11 protein-coding genes and 1 tRNA gene are annotated in these 17,207 nt (G+C 39.8%); 4 read left to right on the top strand and 8 right to left on the bottom strand.

Translation table 11 applies throughout. The features are described from left to right. Positions 1-33: 33 nt before the first annotated feature. Positions 34-3,156 carry a TAT-variant-translocated molybdopterin oxidoreductase gene (locus ACOKFG_RS06285; protein WP_299487909.1) on the bottom strand — a complete coding sequence of 1,041 codons (3,123 nt, stop codon included), beginning with the start codon at positions 3,154-3,156 and terminating at the stop codon, positions 34-36. A gap of 32 nt (positions 3,157-3,188) precedes the next feature. Then, positions 3,189-4,520, bottom strand: coding sequence for a c-type cytochrome (locus tag ACOKFG_RS06280; protein WP_422862053.1), 1,332 nt, complete (start codon positions 4,518-4,520; stop codon positions 3,189-3,191). 234 nt (positions 4,521-4,754) lie between these two features. On the opposite strand from ACOKFG_RS06280, the gene ACOKFG_RS06275 reads away from it, so the two are divergent. After that, positions 4,755-5,120, top strand: a complete 366-nt coding sequence (locus tag ACOKFG_RS06275; RefSeq protein ID WP_299175055.1) for an SPOR domain-containing protein — start codon at positions 4,755-4,757, stop codon at positions 5,118-5,120. Positions 5,121-5,174: 54 nt separating this feature from the next. On the opposite strand, the gene infB is transcribed toward ACOKFG_RS06275, so the two are convergent. Genes infB through rimP form a run of 3 tightly spaced genes read right to left on the bottom strand, consistent with a single transcriptional unit; the run spans position 5,175 to position 9,609 of the window. Beyond that, complete coding sequence (gene infB, locus ACOKFG_RS06270; RefSeq protein WP_299487913.1) at positions 5,175-7,859, bottom strand: translation initiation factor IF-2; 2,685 nt, start codon at positions 7,857-7,859, stop codon at positions 5,175-5,177. 42 nt (positions 7,860-7,901) lie between these two features. Further along, complete coding sequence (nusA, locus tag ACOKFG_RS06265; RefSeq protein ID WP_298794074.1) at positions 7,902-9,134, bottom strand: transcription termination factor NusA; 1,233 nt, start codon at positions 9,132-9,134, stop codon at positions 7,902-7,904. Between the two features lie 13 nt (positions 9,135-9,147). Continuing rightward, positions 9,148-9,609 carry a ribosome assembly cofactor RimP gene (gene rimP, locus ACOKFG_RS06260; protein ID WP_299175053.1) on the bottom strand — a complete coding sequence of 154 codons (462 nt, stop codon included), beginning with the start codon at positions 9,607-9,609 and terminating at the stop codon, positions 9,148-9,150. A 245-nt stretch (positions 9,610-9,854) separates the two neighbouring features. Between rimP and ACOKFG_RS06255 the strand changes: the two genes are divergently transcribed. Continuing rightward, on the top strand, positions 9,855-10,949 hold the full coding sequence (locus ACOKFG_RS06255) for a helix-turn-helix domain-containing protein (protein WP_298794070.1): 1,095 nt from the start codon (positions 9,855-9,857) through the stop codon (positions 10,947-10,949). 95 nt (positions 10,950-11,044) lie between these two features. Next, positions 11,045-11,821 carry a CPBP family intramembrane glutamic endopeptidase gene (locus ACOKFG_RS06250; protein WP_298794068.1) on the top strand — a complete coding sequence of 259 codons (777 nt, stop codon included), beginning with the start codon at positions 11,045-11,047 and terminating at the stop codon, positions 11,819-11,821. Positions 11,822-11,956: 135 nt separating this feature from the next. On the opposite strand, the gene ACOKFG_RS06245 is transcribed toward ACOKFG_RS06250, so the two are convergent. Next, a tRNA-Gln gene (locus tag ACOKFG_RS06245) sits at positions 11,957-12,028 on the bottom strand. 171 nt (positions 12,029-12,199) lie between these two features. Here ACOKFG_RS06245 and ACOKFG_RS06240 point away from each other — a divergent pair. Continuing rightward, entirely contained in the window at positions 12,200-15,529 is a 3,330-nt protein-coding gene (locus ACOKFG_RS06240; RefSeq protein WP_298794066.1) for a DUF2723 domain-containing protein, read from the top strand. Positions 15,530-15,551: 22 nt separating this feature from the next. Here ACOKFG_RS06240 and ACOKFG_RS06235 read toward each other — a convergent pair whose 3' ends face one another. Continuing rightward, a complete protein-coding gene (locus tag ACOKFG_RS06235; protein WP_136467482.1) occupies positions 15,552-15,848 on the bottom strand; it encodes a thioredoxin family protein in 297 nt (98 codons plus the stop codon). A gap of 91 nt (positions 15,849-15,939) precedes the next feature. Continuing rightward, the gene (locus ACOKFG_RS06230) at positions 15,940-17,175 is read right to left on the bottom strand and encodes a metallophosphoesterase (protein ID WP_299487916.1); all 1,236 of its coding nucleotides are present in this window, start codon (positions 17,173-17,175) and stop codon (positions 15,940-15,942) included. Positions 17,176-17,207: the final 32 nt, after the last annotated feature.

The raw sequence follows: 17,207 nt of genomic DNA, 5'->3' as shown, positions 1-17,207 counted from the left end.
AATTTATCTTCTTGTTACTTCTTTATTTATTGATTAAGCCTCGTTGGTGTTCCTCACTTTAACATGGTAGAACACATTGGGTTTTGTGCCTACATGCTCCAATAAATGGTACATTCTATCATCTTCCTTCAACTCGGCAACCTTACTTTCTTTATCATTGATGTCTCCAAATACCATAGCTCCGCTGCTACAGGCTGCAGAACATGCTGTTTGGAACTCTCCATCCTTGATGACTCTACCTTCACGCTTAGCATCCAAAATAGTTTTCTGTGTCATTTGGATACACATTGAGCATTTTTCCATAACACCTCTAGATCGAACATTGACATCAGGATTAATAACCATTTTACCAAGGTCATTATTCATGTTGAAGTCAAACTCATCATTATCGGCATATAGGAACCAGTTGAATCGACGTACTTTATAAGGACAGTTATTGGCACAATATCTAGTACCTACACAACGATTGTAAGCCATTTGGTTTTGACCTTGTCTACCGTGTGATGTTGCAGCAACTGGACAAACCGTTTCGCAAGGTGCGTGGTTACAGTGCTGACACATTACAGGCTGAAATGCTACTTGAGGATTAACAGAAGGGTCTTCCATTTCTCCAAATCCTCCCAAAGAACCATTGTCGCCCCAAAGACCATCCATTGATTCTTTCTTCTCATCATCTTGCTCAAAAGTGTCTTCGGAAGAATAATATCTATCAATACGCAACCAGTGCATATCTCTTGATTTTCGAACCTCCTGTTTACCTACAACAGGAACATTGTTCTCAGCATGACATGCAATCACACAGGCACCGCATCCGGTACATGCATTTAGGTCGATTGACAAGTTAAAGTGATGTCCTATGGAACGATCAAATTCTTCCCAAAGGTCTGCATCTGGAGAAGTCACAGGAATCTCTTGATGATTCAATGTAACCTGAGGCATATGGTTCCACTCGTGATGGTCTTTGGTATTGAAAATCTCCAAGGTGGTTTCCTTGATGATATCTCCACGCCCCATCAACGTATTATGCAACTGCACACATGCAAATTCATGCTCTCCAGCCGTTTTTTCTATACTGACCGATTGCACATCGGAAAAGTTCTTATATAAGGTATAAGCATTTACTCCTGTCGCCAATTCCTCCTGCATACCAGCTTGTTTCCCATATCCAAAGGAAAGACCAACTGTTCCATTGGCTTGACCTGGTTGAATGATTACCGGGACATTTTCAAGCACAGTGCCATCAACAGTAAGCTTAACGTAGCTTCCATTTAATCCACCATTCGCAACATTATGATTTTTCAATCCTAATTTTTCAGCATCTGCTTTGGAAACAGTAACATAGTTATCCCATGACGCTCTTGAAATTGGATCAGGGAATTCTTGTAGCCATGGGTTGTTGGCCTGACGACCATCTCCCATCCCCACTTTGGAGTACAATACCAATTCAGTTCCTTGACTGGTGGCGCCGACCAAAGCTCTTATCGAAGATGCGATTGGAGCGATTTCCCACTGTTCTTCTTCAGCTTCAACTGGAGCAGCTACCGGCTCTTCTGCAACTTCTGCACTTGCCGAAGCCACAAAAACACCATCTTGCAACGCCTGATTCCAATCGGAACCTTGTAAAATAGCAGTGTCCCAATTTTCTTTAATGTATTCGTAATAGGTCTTATCACTACCCATCCAAGTCAATAAAGCAGACTGAAATTGTCTGGTATCGAACAACTCACGGATAGCAGGTTGCATAAGACTATATTGTCCTTTTTTCAATTGGGCATCTCCCCAAGATTCTAAATAGTGCGAAGCAGCTGCTACATATCCAACAGATTGGGCAGTTTCATCATTATTGAAAGCAAAACTTACAGAAACATCAACTTTCTCTAATCCAGCAACAAAGTCCTCAGCATTTGGTAATGAATATACCGGATTAACTCCGTCAATAATCAAAGCCCCTACTCTGCCAGAATTCATATCGGAAACCAATTTGTTCACCTTGGCAACATCACCTTGACGAACATATTTTGGGTTTTCCGTATCAAAAGCTTCACTTGAAAGCAACTTATTGATAGCCAGAACAACCGTTTGCGCGTTAACATCGTTTAGACCTGTAACCACAACAGCTTTACTTCCAGCTTTTCTGATTTCTGCAGCAATTTTATCAACGGCTTCGTCCACATCAGAAGTTCCTCCACCTACATTGGTTCCGTTTAGCTTACCATACAATTTGGCCAACGCAATTTTCTGCTGTGCAGCCGTCATCGGGTAACGCTTATCCGCATTAGCTCCAGACAGTGACATATTGGATTCCAAATGAATGTGCTTGGACATTTTTCCATTTTTTGGAACACGTCCTTTAGCGTATCCGCCATCATATCCTCCGCCTTGCCAATCTCCTAAGAAATCAGCTCCGAAGGACACAATTACATCCGCTTTCTCAAAATCGTAGTCCACTAATGCTCTTTCTCCATAGGCCGCATTGAAAGCATTCAAGGCAGCATCTTCAGAAATGGCATCGTACGTTACATGGTTTACATTGTCCCCAAATTCAGCTTTGAATTCGGCAATCAACTTTTCAGTAGATGGACTGGCGTAGGTTTGGGTCAATAAGGCAATCTGTCTGTTCGAACCTTTCAAGCTCCCCAGTTTTGCTCTTACTGTAGCATCCAACACCTTCCATTCGATAGGTTCTCCATTAGCCATCGGCCCTTGAACCCTTTTGCTATCATATAAAGTCAACACAGATGCTTGAACACGTGCATTTGCACTACCATTCACCTTGGCATCGGTATTATTTTCAATCTTGATAGGTCTTCCTTCTCGGGTTTTTACCAAAATACTGGCAAAATCAAATCCATCTGCTATGGTTGTCGCATAGTAGTTTGCAACTCCTGGCACAATAGTATCCGGTTGCACAACATATGGGATGGATTTGTGAACAGGACCTTCACAGGCAGCAACAGTTGCAGCCGCGGTACTGAATCCAACATATTTTAGAAAATCCCTTCTATTGGTTGTTGAAGCTGATAGGTTTTCTTTATCTCCTAAAAACTCATCAACCGGGATTTCTTCCGAAAATTCATTTTGTCTTAGCGTCTCAACAATGGAATCGTTCGGATTTAACTCCGCTTCGCTTTTCCAATATTTTTTGTTTGATGCCATACGATATATCTGAGATTATCTTCTTTTAATTCTTAATAGTGACACTTACCACATTCCAAACCACCCATCATTGCGGCAGTCAATTCTTCCACTTCATATTTCTTGGAAAGTTCTGCATGGATAGCTTCGTAGTATTCATTACCCTCCATTTTCACATTTGTTTCCCTGTGACAGTTAATACACCATCCCATGGTCAATGGTGCAAACTGCTCCATTATCTCCATTTCTTCTACTGGACCATGACATGTCTGACATTCGATTCCAGCAACGGAAACGTGCTGTGAGTGATTGAAATATGCAAAATCAGGCAAATTGTGTACTCTAACCCATTCTACTGGCTGTGTCTCACCTGTATATTGTTGATTCTCTTCATCCCATCCAACGGCTTTGTACAACTTCTTGATTTCGCCGGTATAGAATTCATTGGTATATCCATTTGCCAAATCTTCCGCACTAGGTCCCTCAGGATTTCCTTTGTACTCGTAAATTGATTTGTGACAATTCATACAAACGTTCAAAGATGGTATTCCTGAATGTTTAGAAACTCTAGCGGAAGAGTGACAATACTTGCATTCAATTTTATTGTCTCCTGCGTGGATTTTATGTGAATAGTGAATTGGCTGTACCGGCGCATAACCTTGGTCAACACCAACCTGCATCATCCATCCGTAGGCAAAATATCCACTGGCCAACAACAAGAAAATAGCAGTAACCAAAACCAAAAACTGATTTTGAGCAAAAGCTTTCCATATTGGGATTCTCTTTTCAGCTTTTTCTTTTTCCAACACCACTCCATTGGCCTCGGCTATTCTTCGCAATGTCTTATTAACCAAAAGCAACATGATGACCAACAGGCCAAAAACCAATGCCAGTGCACCTAATATTAATTCGTTAGAGATACCTGGTTCAGATGGAGTCAACGGCGTTTCAGGACCTTCAGGACCCTTAACAGCTGTTTTAGGTGGAGCCGCAGTATATGCCAAAATATCATCGATATCTTGATTTGACAAAGTCGGGAATGCCGTCATCGCCGCTTGATTGTATTCAGCATAAATCTTGTTGGCGTAGGAGTCACCTGACTTAATCATCCCTGGACTATTCTTAATCCAAGTATAAAGCCATTCTTTATCCAGTCCTTCGTCTTCTAACAATCTCGCTTCTACATTTGCCAATGCAGGTCCCGTCATTTTTCTGTCCAAAGAGTGACAGGCTGCACAGTTCTGGTTAAAGAGCTGCTTTCCCTTGGCAGCATCACCACCAGAAGCTTCAGCTGCTTCTTCTTGCGCAAAAATTGAAACGGAAAAAAATAGGAGGGATAAACCTAAAACTTTAGAAAATAGATGGCGGTATAAAACCTTTTTCATATTAACGAAATTTCTGTCGAAATCTTTGGCACGGTTATTTCCATTGATACTGAGAACAATAGCTTTTCTCGGCCTAAAATTGGTCACAAAAGTACGACATAGTCACATTTTTTAAAATGTTAAGGTATTTATAATATATAATTTATAAACATTCTAAATAATATGCATTTCCTTGGTTTAAAACTGAATAAATTACATTTGTATAATCACAATTTGGAAAAGCGGTCGAAAATTATGAAAACCCTTGTATCTATAGCCCTTTTTGCTGGTTTTGCACTACACGTTTCTGCACAGGAAGGTAACATTACCATTGAACAAGATCCACGTATAGACGAGTTACTGAAATTGTATACTCAAGTCAATTCCAAGTCTGATTTTTATCAGATTCAAGTAGGTTTTGGGAGCTATCAGAAGGCTCAAAATTTAAAAACAAAAGTAGATATCGATTTTGCTGGTTGGTATTCTAAAATTGAATTTGAATCACCGACCTATCGTGTGCGTTTAGGGAAATTTAAGACAAAACTTGAAGCAGAACGTAAATACATGGAAGTGAGAAAAAAATATCCGGAGGCAATTCTTTTAAAACCAGAAGGAAAATAAATCCAATAAAAAAATCCCGCTTAGGCGGGATTTTTTATTCTTTGTTAATAAAGGTTACAGTTTTTTCTTGACCGCCACCTCTTGGAAGGCTTCAACAATATCACCTTCTTTTATATCATTATAGTTCTTAATCTGTAATCCACAGTCATATCCTTTGGATACTTCCTTAACATCATCCTTGAATCGTTTAAGAGACGTCAATTCTCCAGTGAATATGACAACTCCATCACGAATCAGACGAATCTGCGAATTCCTAAAGATCTTACCAGTTGTTACCATACAACCTGCAATGGTTCCGATTTTGGAAATCTTAAAGGTCTCCCTAATCTCGGCATTACCTGTAATCTCCTCTTTCATTTCAGGAGACAACATACCTTCCATCGCATCTTTAAGATCATTGATAGCGTCGTAGATAATGGAGTACATTCTGATATCGATTTCCTCCTTATCGGCCACTGCTCGAGCATTACCCATTGGTCTTACATTAAATCCGATAATAATCGCATCGGAGGCACTTGCCAACAATACGTCAGATTCTGTAATAGCTCCTACGCCTTTATGAATGATATTCACTTGAATCTCATCGGTAGACAATTTCTGGAAAGAATCCGTCAATGCTTCAACAGATCCATCAACATCACCTTTAAGAATAATGTTCAGTTCCTGGAAGTCACCAAGCGCAATCCTTCTTCCGATTTCATCGAGTGTAATATGACGCTGTGTCCTAACAGATTGTTCACGTTGTAGTTGCGAACGCTTGGTAGCAATTTGTTTTGCTTCACGCTCATCCTCCAACACATTGAATCGATCACCGGCCTGCGGAGCTCCATCCAATCCCAAAATAGAAATAGGAGTTGCTGGACCGGCCTTTTTGATGTTCTTTCCTCTTTCATCCTGCATGGCTTTTACTTTACCACTACAGGTTCCTGCCAAAACATAATCACCAATTTCCAAGGTTCCTGTTTGCACCAAAATTGTGGAAACATATCCTCGCCCTTTATCCAAGAACGCCTCAACCACGGTTCCCGTTGCTAATCGGTCAGGGTTTGCTTTCAACTCCAATAATTCAGCTTCAAGCAACACCTTTTCCAAAAGTTCTTTTACACCATCTCCTGTCTTCGCAGATATATCATGTGATTGGATTTTACCACCCCAATCTTCCACCAATAAATTCATCCCGGCAAGACCTTCTTTAATCTTATCTGGATTTGCTGTTGGTCTATCAATCTTATTGATCGCAAAAATAATAGGAACATTGGCCGCTTGGGCATGGCTAATTGCTTCCTTGGTTTGCGGCATGATATCATCATCAGCAGCGATTACAATAATTGCAATATCGGTAACTTGTGCACCCCTTGCCCGCATAGCGGTAAACGCCTCGTGACCTGGAGTATCCAAGAATGTTATTTTTTGTCCATCTTCCAGGGTAACTCCATATGCGCCAATGTGCTGGGTAATACCACCACTTTCTCCGGCAATCACATTTTCTTCCCTAACATAATCTAAAAGGGATGTTTTACCATGGTCAACGTGACCCATTACAGTAACAATAGGTGCTCTTGGTTTCAAGTCTTCCGGAGCATCAACTTCTTCCTCAATGGATTCTTCAATTTCTGCGGTTACAAACTCCACTTCATATCCAAATTCCTCAGCGACAATAGAAAGTGTTTCTGCATCCAATCTTTGGTTCAGGGTCACCATGATTCCTAGTGACATACATGCAGAAATAATTTGCGTAGTGGTCACATCCATCATGGTTGCCACCTCGTTCACGGTCACAAATTCTGTAACCTTTAAGATTTTACTCTCTAATTCTTGTTGTTCAAGATCTTTCTCAGTCTGCTGACGATGCTGATCTCTTTTCTCTCTTCGGTACTTGGCACCTTTTCCTTTACTGGATTTACCTTGAAGTTTTTCAAGGGTCTCCCTTACCTGTTTTTGTACTTCTTCTTCGGTAGGCTCTACCTTGGGAACAGCTCGCTGGTTTCCTTTTCTAACTGGACCATTATTTCTGGGTCGATTACCACCCTGCTGAGGAGCATTCTTGCTAACAATACGTTTTCTACGTTTCTTCCTATCGTTATCACTTGCAGTTCTCCCAGATGTTTTAGCTGGCTCCTCTTTCTTTTTCTTTGGCTTGTTAAATTGAGACAAGTCAATTTTATCACCAGTTATCTTAGGACCACTAAGTTTTTTGTATTGGGTTTGAATTGCCTCCGGCTCTTTGGCTGGGGCTTCCTCTTCTTCTTTTTTGGCCTCAACTGGTTTTGCAACCTCTTTAACCTCAACCTCTTCTTTGGGCTTTTCAGCCTTCACAGGTTTAGGTTCCTCCACAGCTACCTCCTTAGGTTTTTCTTCTACTGGAGTCTCAGGCTTTTTATCCAGGTCTATCTTACCCACTGTTTTCGGACCAGAAAGTTCCGCTTTTGCCTTTATGACTTGCTCAGCGTTCCTTTTCTCCCTAGCAAGTCGACGTTCTTCCTGTTCTTGTTCCAACTGAACTCTGAGCGCTTCCTTTTCCTTTCTCTTTTCCTCACCAACCTCTTTGGAAGCAACTTTTTTACTCTTGTCCGTTTGGAACTCATCCAACAGTACTTGATACACCTCATCCGTGATTTTGGTAGTAGGACGCGCCTCTACGTCATGACCTACTGACAAAAGGTAGTCCACTGCCCTATCCAGTGAAATGTTCAATTCTCTTAGAACTTTGTTGAGTCGTATTGTTGGGTTTCCTGCCATAAATTGTTTTACTTGCCCTAAAATTCGCTGCTAATATATAGTTTAATCTTCAAATTCCTCTTTGAGGATGCGCACTACCTCTTGAACAGTTTCTTCTTCTAAATCAGTTCTTTTGATAAGGTCTTTCACATCTTGCTCAAGAACACTTCGGGCTGTGTCCAGTCCAATCTTTTTGAACTCTTCAATGACCCATGCTTCTATTTCATCTGAGAATTCCGTCAATTCCACATCCTCTTCTACACCTTCGCGGAACACATCAATCTCATAACCAGTTAATTGACCAGCTAAACGGATGTTATGACCACCTCTACCAATAGCCTTGGAAACTTCCTCCGGCTTTAGATATACTTGAGCTGTTTTCTTTTCATCGTTCAACTTTACAGAGGATACTCTTGCTGGGCTTAATGCTCTTGTGACCATCAACTGTGAGTTGTTGGTCCAATTGATTACATCGATATTTTCATTACCCAATTCACGAACAATTCCATGAATTCGAGATCCTTTCATTCCAACACAAGCTCCTACTGGATCAATTCTGTCATCGTAAGAGTCCACGGCAACTTTTGCTTTTTCACCTGGAATCCTAACAGCTTTCTTTATTGTTATCAATCCATCAAACACCTCAGGAATTTCCTGGAAGAATAATTGTTCCAAGAAAATTGGTGATGTTCTGGACATGATAATTGCCGGCTTGTTTCCTTTAAGTTCAACACTTTCGATTACGCCGCGGACATTATCTCCTTTGCGGAAAAAGTCAGATGGAATTTGTTTTTCCTTTGGAAGGATAATCTCATTGCCTTCGTCATCCAACAAAATGATTGCTTTGTGACGAATATGGTGCACCTCAGCCGTGTATATTTCTCCTTCTAGATCCTTGAATTGCTTATAAATGGTAGTGTTATCGTGCTCATGAATCTTAGAAATCAGGTTCTGGCGCAATGCTAAGATTGCACGACGACCTAAGTCCATTAGTTTCACCTCTTCCGAAACATCCTCGCCCACTTCAAAATCTGGTTCAATTTTTCTGGCCTCGGACAAAGAGATCTCCTCATTGGGCTCTTCAACTTCTCCATCCTTTACAACGATTCGGTTTCTCCAAATTTCCAAATCACCCTTATCTGGGTTGATAATGATGTCAAAGTTTTCATCAGAACCAAACTTTTTCTTGAGTGCATTTCGGAACACATCTTCCAAAATTGCCATAAGGGTTACCCTATCTATAAACTTATCGTCCTTAAATTCCGAAAAGGATTCGATGAGCGCTAGGTTTTCCATTTTTGAATTACAATTAAAATTTTAATATCACTTTTGCTTCATGGATTTCAGAAAAGGGAATGTCCCGTTTTTTCTGAACTGTAACTTTTCCTTTACCTACAGGCTTTGGCTCACGGGCCTTCCACTCCAAGGTAATACTTTCTTCTGAGGCTTGGGTCAGGTTTCCCTCCAATTCTTCTTCACCTGTCCTTACCTTTAATTTTCTACCAATATTCTTTTTGTACTGACGTGGCAATTCTAATGGGGAAGCTGCTCCTGCCGAGGTGACTTCCAAAGAGAAGTCTTCCTCTTCCCTATCCAAATTGTGCTCGATGGCCCTGCTTATGTTCATACAATCTTGAAGATTGACACCCTCATCACCATCTAAAACCACACGGATCGTATTATCATTTGTTATCATAAAATCAATCAAAAACAAGGATGGATTTTCTTCCAAAGCCTTGCTCAATAATGATTTTACTTTCTCCCTTAACATAAAATCAAGTAATAAAAGAGGGGACCAGAAGTCCCCTCATGAATACATTTATATCCGTTCAGTGGCGCAAATATACAATAAATATTACATGATGCAATTGCAAGAGATATAAATTAAAGTATGCTTTTCAAGTAGCTTCTTCTTGATTCTTTTAGAATTAAAACCATGCTCTGAAAAGATGGCGCCCAAGATTATCTTTCTTGCATTTAATCCATATCTGCATTATTTTGTCTCAAATTGCCACAATGAATCTCTTCATAATCTTTTCCATTGCTTGTATTACATTGTTTGGATTGTTGGCAATTTACCTTTTTGTTTCAAAAAAGGGGGTTCCTTCTTCAAATTGGCTGTTGGGAGGCTTCTTTCTTTTATGGGCGCTGGACTTTTTGGATGCCGTAGCTTTTGTGATGGGGTTCTACGAAACATTTCCGCGATTGGCCCTCTGGATAGATTCCACTTCATTACTTTATGGCCCTTTGCTCTTTTTTTACACTAAAAGGATACTAGGGGGCATTCTTAAAAAAAATGATCTAGTACACCTTTTACCATTTATCTGCCTACTTTTTATCATCATGGCCACCTATCACTCACTTCCTTTAGAAAACAAACTAGAAGTACTACATTCCATATCGACTTCGAACCAGCCTATTGGCTCTTTCATCGGAGCACTATTGATATATGCCCACGTTTTTGCCTATGTTTTCCATGCAAAGGGTATGGTTTCAAAAACTGTTAAAAATCTGAATGCATTTTATTCGGAATATGATATCAATTGGCTAAAAGACATCCTAAATGCGGTAGTTGTAATATTGGTTATTTCATTACTGGCAACCCTTTTTTATTACAATCCAAATGTTTACTTTAAAATTGGATTACCATTGCTGGCCCTTTGCATGGGCCTCATTCTTATCCGGATAATTGTAAAGGCATTGGATCATCCTTTTGTTGTAGAAAGAGTCAAATTCACAAGCACCGCTAAGAATAAACTTGAGCAGGAAGAAGCTGACATGATTTCTGAAAAAGTGCTTTCCGCCTTAGAGCAAAATTCCATCCATTTTCAACCTGACTTAACCTTGGAGCAGCTATCGCTTTCCATAAATGAGAATACACGAAAGGTTTCCATGGCAATCAATGAAGTTTTCAAAAAATCATTTTTTGACTTAATTAATGGGTATCGCGTAGAAGCCGCCAAAAAAATCCTTAAGGAGAGTCAAGACGATAAATTGACCATTTTAGAAGTAATGTACCTTGTAGGTTACAATTCCAAATCCTCTTTCAACACACAATTTAAAAACAGGACTGGCCTTACACCAACGGAATACAGAAGACTAAAAACCTAAGTTCGACTTCTGATTTCCTGAAATCCAACCCATTAAATTGGTTCGACTTCGTAAAGTCGGTCGCACAGGTCCGATTTTCAATTCAATTTAGCTCCATGAATCTTAAAACAGACCTCATGGGAAACACCTTCGATATTTATCAGGATCAAATCACTTTAAAAAAACAATTATGGTACCACTTCTATATGGGAATCATTTTTCTGGCTGTATATATCCTTATAAGCGGACATCTGGTCGATATGGGATACCCTGGACTTGCACCTTTGCTATTGGTTGAACTATTGGTTCTAACACCTTTGGCGACCACACATTTACTCCGCAAAGGAAAAGAGCTAAACGGACGTTACACCCTTAAAAACGTCATAGCATACACAGAAAAGTTGTCCGTTGGTCAATATATAAAATGGTCACTTATCGGAATGTTGGCATGTTTGGTTGTTTTCATTCCTTTATACCCGATTGGCTTGTGGATCAAAGAAAACATTTTCTTCTGGTTGCCCGAATGGTATTTCGACCCTGGCTTTGGAAGCGCAAATTTATCCCTTATCGCCAAAGTATTTTTCTTGGGAATATTCATTGATGGTATTATTGGACCACTTGTTGAAGAACTGTTTTTTAGGGGGTATTTATTACCACGAATGGCCTACCTAAAAAAATGGGCTCCTATTTTAAACGGTGCACTCTTTGGTTTGTACCATTTTTGGCAGCCACATAATTATATGGCTACAGTTTTAATCGGAATTATTTTAAGTTGGATAGTTTGGAAAAAGAAAAATGTCTATTTGGGAATTATTATTCATTGCACATTGAATACTCTCGGGGCTCTTGCCGGTTTTTTGGCCGCATCTGAGGGGTTACCAATGTTCCGTTAGAAAAGATGTTTACAACTCATGGTGTTTCCAATAAATCTTGGATAAATCCCATTAAAAAGCCATATGTCTGTGGCGGACAGCTCTCAATAAAATTGAGGCAATAAAAAAATCCTCTAAAATTAAGAGGATTTTTTGTTGGCCCACTAGGACTCGAACCTAGAACGACTGGACCAAAACCAGCTGTGTTGCCAATTACACCATGGGCCATTTACCATTAAGAGGGTGCAAATTTAAAACAAACTTTCGTTTCAACAAATAATTTGATAAGATTCCAAGCTTTATTTTTTGCAAGTGCCCTTGTTAAAGGTTTTCCAAAATTCAATAGTCTTCTCTACTATATTTACTAAATTCGCCTCAACTTGGTAAACACCAACTTTTATGTTTGCAAAAGACTTCAAAAAATGGGATACCATATTGGGATGGGTCTCTTTTACCATTGCATTTATCGTTTATTCCCTTACCGTTGAACCTACTGGAAGTTTTTGGGATGCAGGTGAATATATCACCACCTCCTCCAAATTGCAGGTAGGTCACCCACCAGGTGCTCCTCTTTTGCAAATGATCGGTGCATTCTTTTCGATATTCGCTTTTGGTGATTCCTCCAAGATTGCTTTGATGGTCAATGCCGTTTCCATTGTTTCAAGTGCTTTTGCAGTATTGTTCACATTTTGGACAATCACGAATTTGACCCGCAAAATGATTTCAAAAAAGAAACCGTTGAGTAATAGTAAGACCATCGCCATTTTTGGAAGTGGTTTGGTAGGCGCACTGGCATTTACCTTTTCCGATAGTTTTTGGTTCAATGCGGTAGAAACAGAAGTTTACGCCATGGCCAGTTTAATCATGGCCCTTTTACTTTGGCTGGGACTAAAATGGGTAGACAATCTTGACGACCCTCGAGGTCATCGATGGCTATTACTCATTTGCTTTGTAATCGGCCTTACTTTCGGAATACAATTTATGGGCTTTTTGGCCATCCCATCCATAGGCCTGTTATACTATTTCAAAACATACAAAACAACAACAATAAAGAACTTTTTGTTGGCCAATATTATAGTTGTGACCCTACTAATGTTGGTTTACAAATTTTCCTTGACCTATGTATTAAAATTATTCGGTTGGAGTGAAGTTTTCTTCATAAACAGCATTGGACTGCCATTTAATTCGGGGACAATCATAATGGGGTTGTTGTTTATCTCAGCCTTTTATTTTGCCCTGCGTTACACAAGAAAAAATGGCTTCCATTCAGGAAATATCATAGTGTTGTGCTTGATGTTTCTTTTGCTCGGTTTTTCATCTTGGTTGATGTTGCCCATAAGAGCTAATGCCAATACCGTGGTCAATGAAAATGACCCTTCAGATGCTCGATCACTTCTTGCGTACTACAACAGAGAGCAATACCCAGGGGTAGAAAGTCCATTTTATGGGGCATATTACTCCAATACTTTCGCACCAGCTGGAGAAGACCAGGACGACCGTCCAAAATACGAGAAAGATGAAAAGTTGGGCAAGTATGTGATTGTCAATAATTATAAAAATGCCATTCAAGGTCCGCATGAGAAGCATGTAGGTTTTTTACCAAGACTTTGGAGTGAGCAACATGCGGAAAATTACATGCGCCATTTTGGTGTATTAGAGTTTAAGATCAAGTCGGAATATATATCAAACAACGACCTGCGGGAGGCCGTCGCCAAATTTAAAGATGCCTATGCCCGAGGAGAGCTTGACGGCGAACAATACATTCGTTTTTTACGCGAGTTTAGTGAATATATCGAAGTCGAACCCCCCACCGTTTGGCAAAATATTAAGTACATGTTCGAGTTCCAATTTGGATACATGTACATGCGTTACTTTATGTGGAATTTTGTTGGCCGACAGAATGATGTTCAGGGTAGATATGATGAAAATGGACATTGGCTAAGTGGTATCGGTTTTGTGGATAGCCTTAGACTCGGGAGTCAAAATAACCTGCCCAGCGACTGGGAAAACAACAAAGGCAGAAACACCTATTTCTTTTTACCGCTACTCCTTGGGATTATCGGTATTGTCTTTCAAGTTTCCAAAAATCCAAAACACTTTTGGGCACTCTTTGTCTTTTTTATGTTTACCGGATTGGCCATTCAATTCTATACCAATCCTTACATTTTCCAACCCAGGGAAAGAGATTATTCCCTAGTGGGGTCATTCTATATCTTTTGTATTTGGATAGGTATGGGTGTATATGGCCTATTTGATGAATTCAGGAAGTTTTTATCAGCTAAGATAGCCGCCCCAGCGATTACGGTAATATGCCTTTTGGCAGTTCCCTTGCTGATGGCCTTTCAGAACTGGGATGATCATGACCGTTCAGGTAGAGCTACTGCAAATTCAACGGCAAAGGCGTACTTAAATTCGTGTCAAGAAGATGCAGGAGCTATTTTGTTTACTATTGGGGATAACGACACTTTCCCTCTCTGGTATGTGCAGGAAATTGAAGACTACCGAACCGATGTTCGTGTAGTTAACACTAGCCTTTTTGCCACAGATTGGTATATAGACCAGATGAAACGAAAAGCCTATGAAAGTGACCCAATTCCTTCACAACTGACCCATGATAAATATCGTTATGGCTCACGAGATGCTGTTTATTATCAAGGTATAACAGAAAATAGGTGGAGTATCAAAGATTTTGTGAATTGGATTGGAAGTGATAAACCTCAGACCAGATATAAGTATTTGTTGGAAAAGCAAGGTGTTGATGTTAGTGAGGTTCCCGAAGGCACTTTAAATATCATTTATTATCCTACCAATAAAATCAGGATTCCTGTCAACAAAAAGAATGTTTTAGAAAGCGGATTGGTCAAGGAGAAAGATGCTGATCTCATCGTAGATTATATAGATATTGACCTTCCAAAGAGTGCGCTTCCAAAAAATAGGATTTTAATGTTAGACCTTATCGCCAACAACGATTGGAAAAGGCCCATCTATTTTTCCGGTGGAAGCTTTGATAGTGCAGAGTACATTTGGATGAAGGATTATTTGCAGTTGGATGGTTTGACCTACAAATTGGTTCCCATTAAGACCGAAAACAGAAGTTCCTTTGAAATGGGTCGAATAGATAGTGACCTAATGTATGATATCGTCAAAAAGTGGGATTGGGGAAATTCAAGCGGAGACATTTACCACGACCCCCAAACACGTTCACAAGGTCTGTCTTTCAGAAGTAATCTTGCCCGTTTGATGGAGACATTGATTGCCGAAAACAAGATAGATAAGGCCAAAGATATCATTGATATGGCCATGACAAATATGCCTGTTGAACGATATGGGTTTTATGCATTTGTGGAGCCTTTTGTAGACGGATATTACAAAGTCGGTGAAACCGATAAGGCACGTGAGCTTTTTGAAAAACTGAAAAAGGTCTATCAAGAACGATTGGAGTACTATTCCGGTATTCCATTGGATGAGCAGTACGACAAAATTGATGACATCCTAACCGAAATGCAGGCGTACAGGAGAAACATTGACATCCTTATCGAAAATCAGGATAGGGAACTGGCTGAATCTGAAACCTTGATTTTCAATGAGTACATAGACAAATTCTCCCAGTTTGTTGGAGAAGATGAAGATGCTTTTGAAGAACCCACCATGCCCGATCCGGACATTGAAGATTCTATTCCATTGGACACCATAGAAGCCATATCGGATTCAGCAGCCGCTGTCCAATAGGTTGAAAATAAAATAAATCGGCTTAGATATATTCATTTAGGATTCCAATAAGGGTATTGGCATCCTGTTCACCGCTTTGTCGCCAGACCATTTCTCCTTTTTTGTAGATCATCAAAGTAGGTAACCCTTTGATGCGGAGTGCTTGTGAAAGCTCTTTGTTTTTGTCGACATCGATTTTAATCACTTTTCCTTTATCTCCTAAGGCAGCTGCTACATCGCGCAACACAGGATGCATAGAGGTGGATTGATCATTCCATTCTGCGTAAAAGTCCAGCAACACTGGCACTTTTACATCAATAAGTTCACCAAATTTAGACATGTATACTTACTCGGTTTACCAACCAAAAGTAAGAAAATTTGTTAAAATTTTACTGAAGTCCGTTTTTATAAGGAAAGGAACGGCGTTAAATTTAGGTTAAACCTTTCTTTTTAAGGGTAATCACAGTGATTTCAGGCCAAATCCCGACACGACCTGGATAACCTATAAATCCAAAGCCACGATTTACATTAATGAACTGCCCCAGCTCTTCATAAACGCCCGCCCAATACTTGTAACGCCATTTTACCGGACTCCATTTTACCCATCCAGGAATCTCTACTCCGAACTGCATGCCATGGGTATGTCCACTTAGGGTAAGCTGGAAGTGATAGTCATCTTTGATAACAACATCTTCCCAATGCGATGGATCATGGCTCATCAATATTTTAAAATCATCCTTGGAAATGCCGGTTTTTGCTTTTTCAAGATCTCCAGCTTTTTTAAATCCACCTCTACCCCAATTCTCAACACCCAACAAAACAATTCGTTGTCCATCTTTTTCTAAGTAGCGATGTGTATCCAGCAAGAGATCAAAGCCCATTTCTTTTTGCAAATTCTTTAGGTCAACTAGGTTTTCAGCTTTGGCTTCATCCGATTCCCATTGAGTATAATCTCCATAATCATGGTTTCCTAGTATCGAGTACTTCCCATCCTTAGCTTCAAGGGTTCCAAATAAATCCGCCCATGGTTTCATTTCCTCAGCCTTATCATTTACCATATCTCCGGTAAAAAGAATAACATCGCTTTGTTGTTCATTAATCAAATCAATGCCATAAGACACTTTTTTTCGATTATCAAAGCTACCGCTGTGCACATCTGAAATCTGGGTGATTTTATAACCATCAAAAGCATCGGGCAAATCGTCAAACTCAAGTTGATACTTCAATACCTTGTAGTTGTATTTACCCCTGTACATTCCATAGAGCAAGGCACCGAATGGCAATGCAGCAATCCCAAGAGCAATTCCACTGATAAATTTTCGACGAGAAGGGAAAAATTGGGTCTGGGTTTCTGATAGCCCAGCTATTTTGTTGTATCCAAATACAAACAATCGAACGATATCTTCAAGCAATAGAAAGATTCCAAATACCAATCCAAGCAACAAAAACGAAAAGAAAATCCCACCCGCATTGGCAATCTGTCCCCTTATACCATCTCCTGGGGTGTAGTTAAGCACACGAATTAAGAAATTGGCCAAAGCTCCTAAAAAGAGCAATCCATAGGCCCAATGAAGCCATACATTTTTAAAAAGGGTTTTAAACCCCTGAAAACCATAAATGGCTGAAACAATATAAATTATGGACAGAATAATTAAAAATCGGGGCATGCAATTGCTTTTTTACAAAGATATTTCTTTAG

It is taken from the genome of Flagellimonas rhodophyticola (assembly GCF_049332665.1).
Classification (GTDB): Bacteria; Bacteroidota; Bacteroidia; order Flavobacteriales; family Flavobacteriaceae; genus Flagellimonas.
This window is presented reverse-complemented; position numbering and strand designations above follow the sequence as displayed.